This window comes from Corynebacterium pygosceleis (assembly GCF_016595275.2).
Lineage (GTDB): Bacteria > Actinomycetota > Actinomycetes > Mycobacteriales > Mycobacteriaceae > Corynebacterium > Corynebacterium pygosceleis.
Genome location: NZ_JAENIQ020000001.1, coordinates 503,665 through 521,769, shown reverse-complemented (window position 1 = coordinate 521,769; position 18,105 = coordinate 503,665). Strand labels below are relative to the sequence as shown.

Annotated in this window: 13 protein-coding genes; 6 read left to right on the top strand and 7 right to left on the bottom strand. The window is 63.4% G+C overall.

Annotation, left to right across the window (positions count from 1 at the left end; genetic code table 11):
• The first annotated feature begins 650 nt into the window (after window positions 1-650).
• From JIM94_RS02230 to JIM94_RS02215, 4 genes are all read left to right on the top strand, one after another.
• Window positions 651-4,892: a vWA domain-containing protein gene (locus JIM94_RS02230; protein ID WP_200252460.1), complete on the top strand. Its 4,242-nt coding sequence runs from the start codon at window positions 651-653 to the stop codon at window positions 4,890-4,892.
• 175 nt (window positions 4,893-5,067) lie between these two features.
• Window positions 5,068-6,648, top strand: a complete 1,581-nt coding sequence (locus JIM94_RS02225) for a SpaH/EbpB family LPXTG-anchored major pilin (protein ID WP_200252458.1) — start codon at window positions 5,068-5,070, stop codon at window positions 6,646-6,648.
• 152 nt (window positions 6,649-6,800) lie between these two features.
• Window positions 6,801-7,748, top strand: coding sequence for a class C sortase (locus JIM94_RS02220; protein WP_200252455.1), 948 nt, complete (start codon window positions 6,801-6,803; stop codon window positions 7,746-7,748).
• 22 nt (window positions 7,749-7,770) lie between these two features.
• Window positions 7,771-8,586, top strand: coding sequence for a SpaH/EbpB family LPXTG-anchored major pilin (locus JIM94_RS02215; RefSeq protein ID WP_200252453.1), 816 nt, complete (start codon window positions 7,771-7,773; stop codon window positions 8,584-8,586).
• Window positions 8,587-8,660: 74 nt separating this feature from the next.
• Here the strand turns inward: JIM94_RS02215 and JIM94_RS02210 are convergent, their stop codons facing one another.
• Window positions 8,661-9,299 carry an RNA polymerase sigma factor gene (locus tag JIM94_RS02210; protein ID WP_248086279.1) on the bottom strand — a complete coding sequence of 213 codons (639 nt, stop codon included), beginning with the start codon at window positions 9,297-9,299 and terminating at the stop codon, window positions 8,661-8,663.
• A 219-nt stretch (window positions 9,300-9,518) separates the two neighbouring features.
• Between JIM94_RS02210 and JIM94_RS02205 the strand changes: the two genes are divergently transcribed.
• Window positions 9,519-11,087, top strand: a complete 1,569-nt coding sequence (locus JIM94_RS02205; RefSeq protein ID WP_200252449.1) for a catalase — start codon at window positions 9,519-9,521, stop codon at window positions 11,085-11,087.
• Between the two features lie 156 nt (window positions 11,088-11,243).
• Window positions 11,244-11,783: a DM13 domain-containing protein gene (locus JIM94_RS02200; RefSeq protein ID WP_200252940.1), complete on the top strand. Its 540-nt coding sequence runs from the start codon at window positions 11,244-11,246 to the stop codon at window positions 11,781-11,783.
• A gap of 86 nt (window positions 11,784-11,869) precedes the next feature.
• Here the strand turns inward: JIM94_RS02200 and JIM94_RS02195 are convergent, their stop codons facing one another.
• Genes JIM94_RS02195 through JIM94_RS02170 form a run of 6 tightly spaced genes read right to left on the bottom strand, consistent with a single transcriptional unit; the run spans window position 11,870 to window position 17,853 of the window.
• Window positions 11,870-12,265, bottom strand: a complete 396-nt coding sequence (locus JIM94_RS02195; RefSeq protein WP_200252447.1) for a Na+/H+ antiporter subunit G — start codon at window positions 12,263-12,265, stop codon at window positions 11,870-11,872.
• A complete protein-coding gene (locus JIM94_RS02190) occupies window positions 12,265-12,534 on the bottom strand; it encodes a cation:proton antiporter (RefSeq protein ID WP_200252445.1) in 270 nt (89 codons plus the stop codon). The genes JIM94_RS02195 and JIM94_RS02190 overlap by 1 nt, the downstream gene beginning before the upstream one ends.
• The gene (locus JIM94_RS02185; protein WP_200252443.1) at window positions 12,531-12,917 is read right to left on the bottom strand and encodes a monovalent cation/H+ antiporter subunit E; all 387 of its coding nucleotides are present in this window, start codon (window positions 12,915-12,917) and stop codon (window positions 12,531-12,533) included. The genes JIM94_RS02190 and JIM94_RS02185 overlap by 4 nt, the downstream gene beginning before the upstream one ends.
• Complete coding sequence (locus JIM94_RS02180; protein ID WP_200252441.1) at window positions 12,917-14,488, bottom strand: proton-conducting transporter transmembrane domain-containing protein; 1,572 nt, start codon at window positions 14,486-14,488, stop codon at window positions 12,917-12,919. Before JIM94_RS02180 ends, JIM94_RS02185 begins: the two co-directional genes overlap by 1 nt.
• A 3-nt stretch (window positions 14,489-14,491) precedes the next feature.
• Window positions 14,492-14,911 carry a cation:proton antiporter subunit C gene (locus JIM94_RS02175; RefSeq protein ID WP_198738915.1) on the bottom strand — a complete coding sequence of 140 codons (420 nt, stop codon included), beginning with the start codon at window positions 14,909-14,911 and terminating at the stop codon, window positions 14,492-14,494.
• Window positions 14,908-17,853, bottom strand: a complete 2,946-nt coding sequence (locus JIM94_RS02170; RefSeq protein ID WP_200252438.1) for a DUF4040 family protein — start codon at window positions 17,851-17,853, stop codon at window positions 14,908-14,910. The genes JIM94_RS02175 and JIM94_RS02170 overlap by 4 nt, the downstream gene beginning before the upstream one ends.
• Window positions 17,854-18,105 lie beyond the last annotated feature (252 nt).

The window sequence follows — 18,105 nt, the reverse complement described above, 5'->3', positions numbered from 1 at the left end:
GTTGGGGGACAGCTTTAACATATTGCATACATTCTCCAATCACATATTAAATCTACAAATGGGCAAAGGGTCTCATTCCTGACCGGAATGGGACCTTGACGCGAAAAGCAACCGTACCGCCAGGTCAGCATCGGTGGACACGTCGAAAGGCACCAGAACTTGAGTGAGCAACAGAACTGCAACATCTTTGCGGATGGGATCACCGTCACCATGAAACGAATCTTCGTCCTGGTCTCAGTGGTGGCTCTGCTGGTCGCTATCGTGGCGGTACAGAGTGCTTCCGCCGATGAGTCGCAGACTCCGTCGCACCAGGCCGATACCGGAACGGGGGGTGACGCCGCTTCAGCCTCGGCCTCCTCGGCCGGCGATCCCGAGGTGGGATCGACTACGGCGGATGTCCCCGAGGCTGCCGTCGAGCCCCCGCGCCCGAGGCAGAGCCGGAAGCCCCGACGGTCCTTGACCCGGAGACCGAACTCAATGAACCGGCACTCCAGAGCCCCGCCACTCCGGCTGGTCTGCCGCGGGAGTATGAGGACGCTCTGGCGAACTGGCCGGCGGACGAGGCCGAGGATTTCCGTCAGTACTACCTCGCACATCCGGACGAGCTCGAGTTCATCGAGGTCGAACGACTCATCCGGCCGGATCAGCCCGTGGCGCGGAATTTCAGTGTCCGCGCCGCGAACACCTTGGACGGTCCTGTCGAACCTCTGCAGTGCGGCGGCAAGGTCGCCCTGGTCATGGATGCCTCATCCTCGATCAATTCGGCGGAGATGGAGCAGATCAAGTCGGCCGCGAACACCGTCATCGATAACTTCGCTGGAACCGACACGAAGCTCGGCATATTCAACTTCGCCACGAACTCCCCCACAGACGGCAAGGAGCCGCTGGCCGACGCCGAACTGCAACCGACATCCATGCTCGAGGGGTCCGACGTCGCGGCGGCCAAAGCCGCGATCTCGAAACTCAAGGCCGGCTACGCCGCGGACCATCCGAATGCCACCGGTTACAGCGATAACGGGCGGAACACCAACTGGAAGGCCGGACTCGACCGGGTCAAGGACGGAAACTACGACGCCATTATCTTCGTCACCGACGGCCCGCCGAATGCGCCCGTCACCGTGGGAGATCCATTCGGTATCTTCCAACACGAGGCCATCAGGGAGGCCTACGAGGTCGCCGGGGAAATACAGGCCAACGGCTCGGAGATCATCGGAGTTTACGTAGGTGAAAGTAATCCGCAGCCACTCCCCGTGTACTCACAGTTCTGTCACATAGCTCCGAAAAACAGTTCCGCCTGCAGAAAAATCACCAACCCCAACGCTCGCACGGAAATCCTGCCCTACATCAAGAAAACTGATTACCTTGAGGGCCTCGAATACGAGAACATATATCTGTACGGCCGAAAGAGCTACTCAAACCAACTCGCGGACAAGGGGCAGCTGCCCGACAGTTATGTCCCCGCGTGCAACGGTGACACCTGGTCTTACCAGGGACATGAGTTCCGTTCCACCTTCGACTGCCCCATCGTCGGACGTAACAACACGTATGCGGCGACCCGGGTGAAGGCCCATCCGGAGGAAGTGCTCAAACACATCTCGACACAGTCGGTGAGGGTCGACAGCACCGCGGACCTGGAGAGCAAGCTCGACGAACTGACGAGCTCCTGCAAGGGCACCGTCCGGATCGAGAAATCCATCGTAGACAGTCAGGGGACACCCACCAACGGACCACTGAATGGCTGGAGCTTCGAGGCGTCGAAGAGTGTGGTCACGACCGGTGGTTCGGAAAATGTCGTCACGAACCAGACCTATGTCACCGATGATGAGGGCGTCACCGAAATCCGTATCGCCAGCGGCAACGCCGGCAACGCCGATTCCGGGACCGCCACCATCAGGGAGATTCAACAAACCGGCTACACGCTCCGCCCGCAGAACGGTAAAACCGCCGTGTGCACGATCATCGGTGCAAACGGACAGGCTTCCACCACCGCCAGCTACGACAACCTGGACGATGATCCCTACAGTTTCCGGCTGTCCGGCGTCAGCCAGGATGACAAGGTCACCTGCAAGGTCCAGAACACTCCTTTCGTGGCCCCGGAGGTAAGTCTCAAGAAGCGGGTGAGTACCGAAGGAAGCACATTCACGGACGCGGACGCCAAGACGGAAGAAGCGGCACTCAACCTCGGTTCGGAGAATGCCAGGTTCAGCCTCGAACTCGAGGTCGAGAACACCGGCGGAGTTCCCCTCAGCTATCTGGAGTTCACGGACCGCCAACTGGAGGTCCCGGAAAGTACCCCGATCACCCTCTCGGGTCTGACCTGCGGCGCATCCGACACCGTCACGTTCAGCGGTGAGAACGACACCGTCGCCAAAGTTCAGCTGCAGACGCCGTTGGCCCCCGGACAGAAGGTCAAGTGCCGTAAGGACGGGTCCGACGCGTACCGCGTCGAAGAACTGGACTTCCAGGATGATGGAGCTCCGACAAGCGAGGACAAGTACTTCGGAAACGAAGCCACGGTCACGGCGAAGGCGAACGCATCCGCCGATGAATCAGCGACCGCATCAGACCCGGCATGGCTCCGGGCGCAACCCGCGCTCGTCCTCTTCAAATCCTTCAACGGTGGACAGCCCAGGACGATCACGGGAGTCGTCGGTCAGAAGTTCACCGCCGACTACAACATCATCCTGACCAACGACGGATACGTCGAGGCCCAGTTCCCGAGCATCATCGACCGGCCGAAACCCGCAACCGGACTCGTCGCCAAGAGTGTCCGCGTCTACGACCGGGAACTCACCCAGAGCACCGGAAACCTCACGAAACAGGACAAGCTGATCGTGGGTGGATCCGCCGACCTCACGACCGATGACAACGGTGAGAGCTGGGTTCTCGACACCTCCAAGCTCCTCCCCATGAAGGCCCGGAGCAAGGGCAACTTCCGTCTCGAGGTCACCTACGAAGTCGAACAGGTACTTCCCGTCGCCGGACACGGTGAGGACGAGTACGTCTGTGACAAGGTCCGCAACAGTCAGAACCGCAACGAGAACCGGGGCCTATTCAACACCATCGGTGTCGACGAGACCGACGGACTCGTTCCGGTCCGTGGGAACACGCGCAACGTCTGCTACTCGGTACTACGGGCCAACACCGACGTGACCAAGAAGATCAACGGTCAGGGCGAACAGGTGTCGGACGCCGACAGCGCCGAAGAACAGAAGAACAAGAAGACGATCACGAATCCCGACGGTGCCGACGCCTTCGAGGTCTCCTACGTCATCGACAACACCAGTAAAACCGGTCCGAAGTACGCGAACCAGGGAACCGCGGAGTTCCAGTCATCGGACATCACCAGTGTCGTTCTCGAGGACTACGCTCTCGACGGCAACGGCCTCGCGACCGGCCAGAAGGTCCCCGTGCAGGGAATAACCTGTACCGGTGGCGACGCCGCCGCATCAGTGGTCACGGAGAACGACGGCTCGACCACGGTGGCATTCAACCCCGGTCTCGCATCGGGTAAGACGGCGACGTGCACCGGCACGGTCAAGGTCTCGGAACTCGAACCCGATCACGTCTACGACGATGTCCACGGTGACCAGGTGAAGGTCACACCCACCTACGCCCTGAACGTCAATGAACAGGCCGTTCCCGGCGACCCCACCTACCCGGAACCCGGGAAGGTCACCGGTCCGCCCGTCGAAGACAAAGCGTGGGTCGGCGTCGAACTCCCGACGAACTTCACCGTCACCAAGGACGGCGTGTCCGATGCCGTCGTGATAAAGGGAGAAGCCGAGGAGGCATTCGAGGCGACCTACCGGGTCACCGTCAGGAACGAATCCTCCGGCTCAGGTAAGCCCTCGACCCTCATCGAGTCGCCGTCCGCCGTCGACGGGGTGACCGTCACCGCCGTGAAGGCGGGAAACTCACAGGGCTCCAACAACAAGCTGCTGTCGTCGGATGAACTGGTCACGTTCAACGACGAAGGCGACGGAACCTTCACACTCGATCCGACCAACTTCCGTGACATCCCGGGAATCGCCAACGGTAACAACGACACCTCAGCCACCATCGAGGTCCACGTCTTCTACAAGGTCACCTCCGCGGAAGGAATACCCGTAACACCCGACGAGTCCACCGGAACCACGCAACCGGACTACAGTGCTCTCCGGTGTGAAGGATCAGACCGGTCCCGTGGACTGTTCAACTCCGTGGCCGTCGAGGGACAGGACGCGGAAGCCGCCCCCACATCCGGAAACAGCGATGATGCGTGCATCGACCTCGTCATCCCGCGAATCCATCTCGAGAAGCTGATCGAGGACGCCGACGCCGACACGAAGGACGCCGCCGCCGCGATCATGCCCGGTGCGCCGAAGGTGAAAATCACCTACACCGTCATCAACACGGGAACCGCGGAAATCACACGTTTCAGGCTCAATGACCGTCTCGGCGAAACCGCCAAATCGGGAAGCAGCATGGAGATCGCGGGCCTCGAATGCGACAAACCTGTGACCGTGGACGCCCAGGGTTCCTCCGGAGTGGAGGTGACTCCGGTCACCCCGCTACCGGTCTGGCTCGGCGACGGTGGTGCACCCGCCACCGGTGATGATGCATCAACCATCACCTGCTCCTGGTCGGCGGACAATCCGTCAGCCATGAACTACGACGACGACGGTTTCCACGTCAACACCGCGAGTGTCTCCGCGACATTCCAGAAGTCAAACATCCAGGGCTCGGTCTCCGACATCACCGACAGTGACTCCGCATGGGCCATCCAGCTGAAGTCCCTCGACGGCACCCTGCCGAAGTCCGGAGGAATAGGTATCGCGCCCTTCGGTCTCGGTGCCCTGATCCTCTTTGCCGGCGCGGTCCTGCTCTCCCGGCGTCAGCGAAAGGTCTAGAGCAATGAACACATCCAAATTCAGACAGCGTGCAGGCCCTGCCGATGTCGGAACCTCGTCCTAGTTCGAGTCGATTCAACGAAGTCGGTCACACCGGCCGACACAGTCAAAAAGCGCACAATCGCAAAAATCAGCCCGCCAGGGCAAACCCCGTGCGGGGAAGAAAGGTATTACCATGAAGAACAACACGCGCACCCTGCGCGCCGCGACCCAGGCCACCGTCGTTTCACTAGCCTTTACCGCCGCCGCCATCGGCGCACCGGCTGCATTCGCCGTAGGCGACACCGCAACGACCGCCGCCACGAACGCCTACAGCAGCGGAATCGACGCGAACCACGAGGTCAGCCTGACTATCAACAAGCGCCTCAACGCCAACACCACCAACAACCCCACGGGTAAAGAAGACCCCAACGTCGACGGTGAAAAGCTCGGTGGAGTGACCTTCTCCATCCAGAAGATCAACGCCGACATCACCACCAAGGCAGGCTTCCAGTCCGCGGCCAACATGACTCCGGCGGACGCCGAAGGCAATCTCACCGGTGACGTCTACACGGACACCACCACCTCCGAGGGTGTCGCCACCTTCTCCACCGACAAGAACTCCATCACACCCGGTGCCTACCTCGTCAAGGAAACCGACGCGCCCGAGGGCGTCGTCAAGGGCGACGACTTCATCGTTTTCCTGCCGATGACCGACCCGGAAGGTTCCGGATGGAACTACGACGTCGTCGCCTACCCCAAGAACACCAAGATGGACGTCACCAAGGAAATCACGGGTGGCGAGAACGCCAACGCCGGTGACATCCTCGAGTACACCCTGACGACGAAGCGCCCCCCGTTCGACCAGGCCCGCTCCTACCTGACCTTCTTCGCCTTCGAGGACTCCCTCCCCGATGAACTCCGCCTCAAGAATGAAGACCCCAACAAGGTCGTCGTCAAGATCGGCGACACGGAACTGGTCGAGGGCACCGACTACGTCGTCACCAAGCCGCAGTCCACCACCGCCGGTAAGGGTGAGGACGTCGCCGTGACCTTCACCAACGCCGGTCTCGTCAAACTCCGTGACGCGGACGACAATGCCGTGGTCAGCGCCGTTCTCCCCGTCGAGGTTCAGAAGGTCGCCGAAGGTGACAACCCCTCCGACGGTAAGGCCGTCAACACCGGTACCGCCAGCTACAAGCTGAAGGAGATCGCGGACCCGGGCAACACCGACAGCGACCCGGAGAACCCCGAGAACAAGGATCAGGACGAATCGCCGGAGAAGCCCACCGACACGACCTCCGGTGAAAGCCCCGAGGTCCCCAGCCGCTGGGCCAACATCAAGATCAACAAGACCGCCGAGGGCTCCAACGACAAGCTCACCGGTGCGGAATTCAGGATCTTCCGTTGCACCGACAAGGACAACTACCTGTCCGAGGCCCTGACCATCGGCGGCGAAAGCAGCTGGACCACCGATGCCGGCACGGCGACCATCAAGTCCGTCATCGTTCCCGCAGAGGGCCAGGACTTCAAGTACTGCCTCGAAGAGGTCAAGGCGCCCAAGGGTTACGAGCTTCTCGTCGAACCGATCGTCGTCGACATCACCACCATCGGTGATGACGCGGCCTCCGTCGACGCCGACATCACCAACATCAAGTCGACCTCGTCGAAGCTGCCCTCCACCGGTGGCGCCGGTGTCGGCCTACTGATGGCACTCGGCGCACTGATCGTCGGTGCCGGTGCATTCGCGGCCAAGCGATCCTCCCGCAAGTCCTAACCCCGACCTAGCGTCCCATCTCCCCGGTACCCGGCAGAACAGTACCGGGGGGCCCGGACGGGCGCCGGATCCCACGGGCGCATGACGCCAGCGGGGAGCGTGAATCCCCGCCCTTTTTCAGCAGTGCTTTTTCACCGACCTGGAGTTCAACGATGTCCCACAACCTCATGACGGACACACCGCCGCGAGACGACTCTCAAAGCGAGAAGAAACGCAGCCTGTCTGCCGTTCTTCTGCCTGTCCTGCTCATCATTGTGGGCGTCGCCGTGCTCATCTACCCCGTCGTCTCCACCCAGTGGAACAACTACCGTCAGGCAGACGTAGCGCGCCGCTACTCGGAAGTCGTGAAAGAACAGGACCCGATCAGACTGAGCGAACAGGTCGAACGGGCCAGACAGTACAACTCCGAGCACATGAACGGCCCCATCCTCGACCCGTGGCTCAGCCGGGTCAGCGAAGACAACCTCGCCTACCAGGACTACCTCGACCAACTGAGCTCGAACTACGCGATGGCGCAGATCGTCGTCCCGAAAGCCGAGGTCAACCTCCCCGTCTACCACGGAGCCGATGACAGAACCCTTGAAAAAGGCGTCGGACACCTCTTCGGATCGGCACTTCCGGTGGGCGGCGCGGGAACACACGCTGTTCTCACGGGACACACCGGACTGACGAATGCGACCCTCTTCGACAACCTCACCAGGCTGAAGGAAGGGGACGCCTTCTACGTCAACACCTTCGGCGAGAAAATGAAGTACCGGGTCGACCAGATCAAAGTGGTTCTTCCCGAAGAGACCGACGACCTCCGGGCCATACCGGACCGTGACCTCGTCACCCTCGTCACCTGCACCCCCTACGGAATCAACTCCCACCGTCTCCTCGTTCGAGGAACCAGGGTCGCGATAGACCCCGTCGAAGAGGAAGAAGCCTTCGAGGAGACAAACGGAATCGTGTGGCAGTGGTGGATGATCGCGGCGGTCGCCGTCTCACTCCTGGCGCTCATCCTCCTCTTCGTGTGGCTCTGGCGAGCATTGTTCGGCTCGAGAAAGACCCAACCCCGCGGTCGGCACGCCGCTTCAAACAATGATGAAAAGAACCGGTGAAACAGTGAAACCTACATCCACAATGAAGACACGCACGATTGCCGTCCTCCTGGCCGCGACACTGGCGACGGTCGCGCACCCGATCGCCGACGCCGCAGTGGTCACAGGTAACTACAGTGGACTTCCCGTAGAGAACATTGAAACCGGTCGCACCGTCCAGTTGACGATCTACAAGACGGCACCGAACCCGTTCAACGACGTACCCGCTGGCGAGCTCCCCCCGGGAGGCGTCGCCGGTGCGACCTTCACTGTTGAACGGCTCGGCGGCTACGACCTGACCGACGCCGCCGTCTGGGACACGTTCCCCGCACTCGACATCTCCGACACCGAAACCGCCGAGATCCTCGACGCATACACCGCCGTCACCGATGCCAGCGGAAACGCGGTGTTCCAGGCACTGCCGCAGGGTCTCTACCGGGTGAAGGAGACGGCGCCGGATGATCCGTCGAAGGACTACCGCGTATCCGCGCCGTTCCTCATCACCCTGCCCGTGGCAGACACCGAGGGCAGCTCATGGGCGTACGAGGTAACCATCACCCCCAAGAACAAACCGCACCAGCCACCCCCCGGATCATCAGGCTCATCGGGCGGCGTCATCCCGATCCCCATCCCCGTACCCGGTGACGGGCACTCCTCGTCCGGCAGCTCGACTGGCACGACCGCCCAAGCACCCCAAAAACCGGAAACCCCGGTCGAGAAGGCGAAGCAGCCGACCAAGGGCATCGCGAAATACCTTCCCAACACAGGTGCCGACGTGCTGATGCTCACCCTGGTCGGAGCAGTACTCATGCTCCTCGGTCTCGCACTGCTCCGTCGCCGGAGAAACAACGCCGGCTGAACCACCGGACCTGAGACAATCAGGAAGATAACCCACGAACACCCCGGGTAAGGACCAGTATCCCTCCCGGGTTTTCACGTCGAGGCAGGGGGGTCAAACCTCGTGACGGGTAGGGGCCTTCCTCCGCTTACCCCCCTCTCTCCGGAAGGCGGTTTGATTACCTCTGTCGCAGCCTCCACTATGTCGGCGCGCGCCCTCGCCACCCGGGACCGGATAGTACCCGTGCGGACGCCTGCGATCTTCGCGGCCTCGTCGTAGGTGTAGCCGAGCACCTGGGTGAGGATCAGCGCCTCACGGCGATCCTCTGGTAGCGCGTCGATGAGCATGCGGGCGTCGACCCATTCGGTCCACGAGTCCGTGGTGGCTGAACCGGCCGCGGCATCCTGGTACTCGACGACCGATTTCCGGGGGCGGGCCATGTCATGGCGGATGTTGTCGATCCAGACGCGACGGGCCAGTGACAGGATCCAGGTCCGTGCGGACGAGCGTGCGGCGAAGCGCGGGAGTGCACCCATCACGCGGAGATAGGTCTCCTGGGTCAGGTCATCGGCGATGTCTCGCCCGCCGAGGTGGGCGAGGAGCCTCCAGACATCGCCCTGTGTCGCGGTGACGAAGTCGGTGAGCGCCGCTCGGTCGCCTTGTCCGGCTTTGAGTGCCAGCTCGGTGACCTGCGCGTCTATGCGCGTGCGTTCGCTTTCGCCGGATGACTTCACATTGTGGAATATACCAGCGCGGCCCAGACTGTCCGCAGGTAGCGGATCCATGTAGGTGTCTGTGGCGGACCCCGTATCCGCCGAAAGTTGGTATTTGGTCATATCTCTGGCGTTGCGTGATTAAATGGCATAGACTTTGAGTCAGCGGCAACCGATAAGTAAACCTAAGGGTTGCTTCACCTACACCTCACACCAGCCCAGTCGAGGAGACACACCCGCATGACCAACCAGAATGAGAACCCCCGTACCCCTGACGTCGACGACATCGTGTCCGCGGGACAGTGCCCCGTCGCACACGGAGCGTCGACAAGTCTCGCCGGAGCCCCCGTTCCGAGCGAGAACCATTCAGTGACCCAGGGGCGGCAGGGGAGTGTCGACCTGCGTGACTTCCACCTCATCGAGAAACTCGCCCACTTCAACCGCGAGCGTGTCCCGGAGCGTGTCGTCCACGCGAAGGGGTCGGGTGCATTCGGTGAACTCACCGTCACCGAGGACGTCTCGCGGTACACCTGCGCGGCCCTGTTCCAACCGGGCACCGTCACCCCGATGCTCGCCCGGTTCTCCACCGTCGCAGGTGAGCAGGGCTCGGCCGACGCGCTGCGCGATGTCCGTGGTTTCTCGCTGAAGTTCTACACCACCGAGGGAAACTACGACCTGGTCGGCAACAACACGCCGATCTTCTTCATCCGTGACGGCATCAAGTTCCCGGACTTCATCCATTCCCAGAAGCGTATGCCCGGCAGCGGACTCCAGGACTGGAACATGCGCTGGGACTTCTGGACCCGGACCCCGGAATCCTCCCACCAGGTCACCTATCTCATGGGTGACCGTGGCATCCCGAAGGACTTCCGCCACATGGACGGTTTCGGTTCCCACACCTATCAGTGGATCAATGAGGCGGGGGAGCGCTTCTGGGTGAAGTACCACTTCAAGACCCGTCAGGGTTGGGAGACCCTCACCGACGCCGAGGCGGCCGAGGCTGCCGCCGCGAATCCCGATTCCGCCCGCGAAGATCTTTACAACGCGATCGAGAACGGGGACTACCCGACGTGGGACGTCAAGGTCCAGATCATGCCCGTCGACGAGGCGGAGGGGTACCGCTTCAACCCCTTCGACCTGACCAAGACCTGGTCGCAGAAGGACTACCCGCTGATTCACGTCGGACACTTCACGCTCAACCGGAACCCGCGCAACTTCTTCGCCCAGATCGAGCAGGCCACGTTCGCGCCGTCCAACCTCGTGCGTGGCATCGGTTTCTCGCCGGACAAGATGCTCATCGCCCGTGGTTTCGCCTACGCCGACGCCCATCGCTACCGTGTCGGTGCGAACAGCGAGCAGCTGCCGGTCAACCGTCCCGTCTGTCCGGTCAACAGCTACTCGCAGGATGGGGCGATGACCTACGAGTTCAACGCGCCGGACCAGCCGGTCTACAGCCCGAACCAGACGCAGCGTGAAGCCGGCTATCTCGATGACGGAGGGGAGACCTCCGGCTCGGGAGTGACCGTCGGAACTGCCGGTGACCTCGGATTGTGGGACAACACCCACGGTACGGACTTCACCCGTGGTGCGTATGTGCGGCACCCCGAGGACGACGATTTCGTCCAGGCGGGCACCCTCGTCCGCGAGGTCATGGATGACGCCGAACGTGAGCGTCTCGCCGGCAACATCGCCCGCACGATGGACGGCATCACCAGTGAGGTCGAGAAAAAGGTCTACGAGTACTGGACCAGTGTCGACGAATGGCTCGGCAATCGCGTCCGGGAACTGCGTTCCGACGCCACCGACTAATCATCTGGTGCCAGATGAACGGCCCCGTGACTTCAGGAACGGGGTCGTTTTCCGTGTGTGAGGGAGACTGGACCGTAGGTCGGGAATGTGGACACGTCATATTTGGTTGCAGTGGATATGCCCCCGAAAAATAGTGTCAACAGAAAACCCCTCTACATGGCGGTGATCGCCCTGATCATGGTGATCACGATCGCGGTCGCGCTGGCTCTGACTCAGCCGTGGCGTGCCTTCACCTCCTCCACGGTCGATGAGGCGTTCCCGTCCGTCGCCCATTCCCGGTCGGAGGAGGCCGGCGGTTCCCCCGCTTCTGCGGTGGTGCCATCCGCGGGAGCCACAGAGGCCGTTGAGCCCGGGGAACCGGTCGAGTTGAGGACGGGGGAGTTCATCTCACTCGATCACGAGACGTCCGGGAGTGCTCTCATCGCCGAGCTCCCGGACGGATCACGCGTACTCCGACTGGAGGATCTGGCGAGTCTGGACGGTCCCGATCTCAAGGTCGTGCTCACTCCGGCAGCCGGAGACTACGGGGACCTCGGAGCTACCGGGTACACGACTCTCGGTGCACTCAAGGCAACCCACGGAAACCAGAATTACACCATTCCCGCTGATCTCGATCTTGAGGAGATGAACAGCGTGGTCATCTGGTGTGAACGGTTCAGTTCAGCTTTCGGCGCAGCTCAGCTCAGCGGGAACTGAGTCCGTTTCCGCCGTTCCTCCATCTGGGACCGAAAAAGCGGGAGGCTCCCCACCGGGTGTCCGGTGGGGAGCCTCCCGCTTTTGTCTCAGTCGTCGGACGGGGTGTTGTCCGGGCTGGAAGTCGGGTGTGGTTCCCGTTTCCCGTAGTCACCGGTGCGTAGTTTCTCGACGGTGATGATCTCCGGCTCCTCGACCGCGAAGATGGAACGCCCGAGATAGAAGGTGGACACGCTCGCGATGACGAGCAGCCCGGTGATCGCCACACATGCCCTCAGGAGGTCTGCGGCGACGAAACCGGTCGTTGACCAGTCGTACAGGAGGTGGGCGACGATGATCAGCGGTAGGGCCACACCGATGGTGGGCCCGAGCAGGTTCGCCCTCGTCAGCGCATCCGGGGAACGCCACAGTGCGGCAGCGGTGGCCAGGGTCATGGATGCGGCGAAGAGGAGGGTCAGACTGATGATGATCTCTACGACGGTCATTAGCGGCGTCCCTTCGACAGGATGCGGGCGAGGGAAACGGTTGTCAGCAGGCCGAGCAGACCCGCGAGGAGCGGGATCTCATAGGAGATGGATGTCGGATTGATGATTGTCCAGGTCACGAAGATCGCGATCATGGTGTAGAAAACCTTGTCCGCGAGCACCGCTCTGGTGGTGTCCTCGTCGTTCTTCAGCAGCAGTGCGAGGCTCGACAGTAGGGCGAGCGTCATCATCACGACGGACACCGCCACGGCAACGGTCAGTGCACTCATCGGTTCTCCTCTCCGGTGCCCTGTCCGGGCGCACCGTGGTCGATGCCCCTGACGGAGGGCACCATCCTTTCCTCCATGTCCGCCAGGTCGGCGAACACCTCGGACGGATCCGTGCCGTACACGGCCTGCACGAGGAGAATCTCCGGTCCTTCACCGTCACTCCCGTCGCCGTCGGGGCGAAGCCCGACGGACAACGTGCCGGGGGTCATGGTGATACAGGTGGACAGGGCGGCGATCTGCCACCCCTTGGTGACGCGCAGCGGGTATGCCACGACGACAGGGTGCATCGTCGTGTGGCGGCGCACCACGTCCCGGGCCACGGTGAGCGCCCCGGTGAACACCTGGCCGATCAACCAGATGCCGAATCGGATCACGTGGAACATCAGTGGGCCTCCTCTACTGTGTCGGTCCCCGGTACGGGTGTGGAGTCGCCGTCGACGACACCGACGGCGGTCGTGAGGTCTCCGAGTACGGCCTGCTGGTAGCCGCTGACGTCGAGGAGTCCTTCTGCGGCGGTGGTGGTGGCGGAGGTCAGGATCCCGGCACCGAAGAACATGGCGACGCTCAGGACGGCGAGTGCCGCACCGGGGACGAGCTTCCTACCGGACACAAGCAGTGTCGCGGGGAAGTCCTTCTCCTTCATGTCCTTGCCCCAGAACACGGAGCGCCACAGTCGCAGCATGGACAGCAGTGCGCCGAAGCTCGCGGCGATGATCGCGGCGATGACCAGCCATGCCTGTGGGTCACCCGTCCGGGCGACCGCGAGCGTCACGTAGAGCTTGCCCCACACACCGGAGAACGGCGGGAAACCGATGACGGAGAACGCCCCCATGACGAAGATCGCGGACACGAGGGGTTCGCGCCGCATCAGGCCGGACAGACGGGTCAGCATGCCCGTGCCGTAGGTCTCCTCGACGGCGCCGACGGTGAGGACCAGTGAACCGACGGTGATCATGTGGTGGAGTGCGTAGAGGATGCCCGCGGCGAGTGCGCGGACCGGGTCGAGTGTGGTGAACGCCAGTACGACCAGGATGAACGGCATGCCGTTGACCATCTGGTAGGCGATGACGCGACGCATGGTGTGCTCCGCGAGGCCGGCGTACGCGCCGACCAGCATCGAGATGATGCACACGATCGCGATCAACCAGGACCAGCGTGGGTCCAGGTCGAAGACGACGGTGTAGATGCGGAACAGGGCGTACACCGCGACCTTCGTGTGCAGTCCGGAGAACAGGCCCATCACGGACGGGGACGTCCCCGGGTAGGTACGGGGCAGCCAGGTGTGTACGGGGAAGACGCCGGCTTTCACGCAGAGGGCGATGACGACGACGCCCATGGCGACGGTCAGGGGACCGTTGCCTGCGGCGGCACCGGCGAGCGCCGCCATGTTCACCGTTCCCGCGACACCGTAGACGAAGGCGACACCGATGAGCAGCACCGTGGAGGTGGTGAGGTTCACCAGCACGAACATCCGGCCACCCGCGAGGCGGGACCAGGTTCCGGTCATCGCGATCAGGCCGTAGGACGGCAGGAGCATGACCTCGATGAACACGAAGAGGTTGAACAGGTCGGCGGTGAGCAGAGCGCCGTTGACGCCTGCGGTGAGCATCAGTGCGAGTGCCGGATAGAACCGGGCGCGTGTCTCACCGGCCACGAGGGCGAAGAGATTGGAGGCCAGTGCCACGATGCAGGTGGTCAGGATCATCACGGCGGAGAACGGGTCGGCCGCGAAGGGGATCGCGATACCACCGTCGTAGAGGCCGACGGAGTGCGCCACCGTGCCGGTCTCGGCGGTGTGCGTGAACAGCCATGCACCCGCGACGATGCCGATACCGGGCACCAGCACCATGAGGACGTCACGGATGGCGCGCGAGGGGATGACCACCGCGACGGCGGTGGCGACCAGGGGGACGGCGACGAAGAGGGGGAGGACCCAGGAAAGATCGTTGTTCACTGTCTACTTCTCCTCCTTTGCCAGCCGGTCGGCGACGCGGGCGGCGCGGTGTGAACCGGGACGTACCGGCGCGGCGGTCCGTCCACGGGTCTCCAGTGGGGACTCCTCGTCGGGGTCCTCGGCGGAGCGGGTGTCGTCGGAGCGGCCCAGTGCCGCGAGTGCCAGCATGAACGCCGTGGTCGCCATGGTGATGACGATGGCGGTCAGAACGAACGCCTGCGGCAGTGGGTCGGCGGCCTCGTCGAGAGGTGTACGGCCTCCGAAGGGTTCTCCGCGCCAGGCACCGATGCCGGTGGCGAGGATGATGAGGTTCGCGGCGTGGCTCACCAGACCCATGCCGAAGACGATGCGCACCATGCCCCGCTGCATGATGAGATACACGCCGCCGCCGAGCAGGAACGCGATGGTCAGTGCGAGAATCACTGCTTCTCTCCCTTCTGTCCGCCGGTGGTGGCCGGGTCATGGTGGGGGGCGTGGTCTGTCGCGGATACGGTGGCCGCGGTTTCCGGCTGCCGTGGATCGTCGGTCCGTGGATCCGGCTGCACGTCGGGCGTGGTGGGCAGCGGATGCTCACCACCGCGGTGGAACGGCAGCAGTTTCTTGTCCGCACCGGGCCGCAGGTACCCGCCGAGTGCGTTGATCGCGAGGGTGAGCATGCCGAGCACCGCGAGGAACACCCCGACGTCGAAGATCATCGACGTGCTGACGTGCTCCGGGCCTATGTGTCCGTGCAGCGGGTAGAGGAAGGAGCCCCCGAAGAACCCGAGGAACCCGGACCCGACGGCGGTCAGCACACCGATACCGGTGAGCAGGAACGGGGTGTTCGGGCGGACGACGGGTTTGTCGGTGCCGAACGCGAGGTAGACGACCATGATCGCCCCGCCGGCGACCAGTGCGGCGATGAATCCGCCGCCGGGGGAGTTGTGCCCGCGCATGAAGATGAGGAAGGACAGGATCCCGAGGACCGGCAGAAGGTACCTCTGCAACTGCTCCAGGGGGAGTGCGTTGCGGATCGACGCGGGGAGGAACAGTGGGCGGGTGCCCCGTTGGAACGGATGCCTCGGTACGGACCCGACGACCGCGGCGATGACGACGCCGGCCATGCCGAGAACGGCGAGTTCGCCCAGGGTGTCGAAGGCACGGAACTCGACGAGGATCGTGTTGACGATGTTGTCGCCGCCGGTGATCTCGGGACCGTTGTTGAGGTAGTACAGGGCGATGTCCGAACGCTCGTGACGCCCCAGCAGGCCCATGACCGCGGCGAAAGCCGCGGCTCCCGTGGCGATGCCGAGGACGGCCGCCGAGGTGCGGCGTCGTCCCGAGGTCCCGTGGAACTCCTCCGGCTGCTGTCGGATGACCATCATGACGATGACGACGACGAGTGTCTCGACGAGGAACTGGGTCAGCGCGACATCCGGTGCCCCGAGCGCGAGAATCTGCAGGGTGACACCCACACCGGTGGTGCCGAGCAGGATCGCGCCCGAGAGTCGCGTGCGCGCCCGTGCGAGGCCGAGGACGGACACGACGATGATGAGCAGCGGGACCAGGTCGATCGGATTGTCGATGCCCTCGACGCGGGGAGCCGGGGTGACCCCGTCCACACCCGGCATGATCAGCACCGCAGCGGCGAAGGCGAGAAGCACCAGCAGCGGGTACAGCAGGTGGCGTGCGGGGGAGTAGGAGTCCGCCATCCGGCCGGCCGTCCGTCCCCAACGACCGCACAGCTCCACGAAACGGCGAAGCACGATGTTGCCGGTGAACGGAAGCAGGGAGCGACCGTCGAAAGCGGGCAGAAGCCGTTTCCGGGCGAGGACACCGAGGACACCGACGATCAGCACCGCAACCGAGATGCCCAGCGGAACGGTCACACCGTGCCAGAGTCCCAGGTGGACGTGCGGAGTGGTGGTCACCGAACCGACGACCGCGTCGAGCGGTTCATCGAGGGAGGCCGCGACGAACGCCAGGGGCAGTGACACCAGTCCCGGCAGCGCGGCGGGCAGCCACAGCTGGACCGGGGCCTCGTGGACATCGGACATGTCGCGTGGACCGTCGACGAAAGCGCCGAGCACCAGTCGGGCCGAGTAGGTGAACGTGAACACGGCGCCCACGCCTGCGGCACCGAGCAGCAGCCACACACCGGCGGTGTCCAGGGGTGCCTCGGTGAAGGCCTCCAGCATGCTCTCCTTGGAGATGAAGCCCATCAGCGGTGGAACGGCCGCCATGGACAGGGAACCGACGAGGACACCGGTGAAGGTGAACGGCATCCGGTTCCAGAGCGGGCCGAGACGTCGCACGTCACGGGAACCAGCCTCGTGGTCCACCACCCCGATGAGCATGAACAGAGAGGACTTGAACAGGGCGTGTGTCAGGGTGTGCAGCACCGCGGCTGCGAGTGCGAAGGGCGTGCCGATGCCGATGGTGGCCACGATCCAGCCCAGGTGGGACACCGTCGAGTACGCCGTGAGGCGCTTCAGATCGGTCTTCTGGATCGCGAACAGGGAGGCCATCACGGCGGTGAACATGCCGACGGTGATGAGCAGGAGGTTCCACACGTGGTTGTCGTGCATCACTGTGGAGAAGCGCAGCAGCAGGTAGATACCGGCCTTGACCACCGCCGCGGCGTGCAGGAACGCGGACACCGGCGTCGCGGCGGCCATCGCCTCGGGAAGCCAGAAGTGGAAGGGGAACTGCGCGGACTTCGTGAACGCCGAGACGGCGATCAGCACACCCACCGCAGTGCCGAGGCGTGGGTTCTCGGTCCAGAAACCGGACGCCAGGATCGCCGACAGATCCGTCGTCCCGGCCTGTGTCGCGGCGATCGTCAGTGCGGCGAGCAGCGTCAGGCCGCCGGTGAAGGTGAGGATCAGGGTACGGACGGAACCCGCCTCACCCGCTGATCCCGCGCGTGCGATGAGCAGGAAGGATCCGATGGAGACCAGCTCCCACGCGATGAACATCAGGACGACGTCATCGGAGAGAACCAGCAGCAGGACCGCGAGCATGAACGCCGACATGATGACGTAGAAACTGCCGTTGGACTGTTTGTCGTGCAGGTAGGACGCTGAATAGATGAAGACGATGGCGCCGATGACGAGGGCGAGGAGCGCGAAGAAGACGCTCAACGGGTCACCCCGTAGCGCGAAGTCCGCGTCATGTCCCGGGGCCAGGAAATCCCGGGCCCAGACGTGCCGGTACGTGATCACCTCCCCGTCCACCAGTCGGGGGATGTGGCGCGCCAGGAGCCCGGCGGCGATGAGGAAGATCGCGGCCAGCGGCCAGCCGGCGCGGCGGTCGAACATGCGGACCGCGAAGGGGGCGAGCCCGAGGGCGAGCGCCGCCAACGCGAGGACGATGAACAGCGTCACTTGGGCATCACACCTGCGTTCCTTGAGTTTTCTGAGGGGTACCGTGGGTAGATTCGAGTCGAGCTGGAGTCAGACATACCCTTGTAGACGATACCAGTCAGCCATTGTGTACAGCGTCGGATGGTGCGCCCGGGTGAATGATGTGAGCCTTCCGTTCCGGCCGCGCACACGGCCTGATCCGTTCACCTCTCCCACGGAACGTGTTCGGTGTGGCTCATCACCTTTCCCGGTATTACCGCTAGATTTCACGGT

What these genes read in the sequence shown, in the direction of transcription:
- JIM94_RS02225 (WP_200252458.1), top strand. Translation starts at nt 5,068, where the DNA reads ATGAAGAACAACACGCGCACCCTGCGCGCCGCGACCCAGGCCACCGTC.
- JIM94_RS02220 (WP_200252455.1), top strand. Translation starts at nt 6,801, where the DNA reads ATGTCCCACAACCTCATGACGGACACACCGCCGCGAGACGACTCTCAA.
- JIM94_RS02215 (WP_200252453.1), top strand. Translation starts at nt 7,771, where the DNA reads ATGAAGACACGCACGATTGCCGTCCTCCTGGCCGCGACACTGGCGACG.
- JIM94_RS02205 (WP_200252449.1), top strand. Translation starts at nt 9,519, where the DNA reads ATGACCAACCAGAATGAGAACCCCCGTACCCCTGACGTCGACGACATC.
- JIM94_RS02200 (WP_200252940.1), top strand. Translation starts at nt 11,244, where the DNA reads ATGGCGGTGATCGCCCTGATCATGGTGATCACGATCGCGGTCGCGCTG.
- JIM94_RS02195 (WP_200252447.1), bottom strand. Translation starts at nt 12,265, where the DNA reads ATGACCGTCGTAGAGATCATCATCAGTCTGACCCTCCTCTTCGCCGCA.
- JIM94_RS02190 (WP_200252445.1), bottom strand. Translation starts at nt 12,534, where the DNA reads ATGAGTGCACTGACCGTTGCCGTGGCGGTGTCCGTCGTGATGATGACG.
- JIM94_RS02185 (WP_200252443.1), bottom strand. Translation starts at nt 12,917, where the DNA reads ATGTTCCACGTGATCCGATTCGGCATCTGGTTGATCGGCCAGGTGTTC.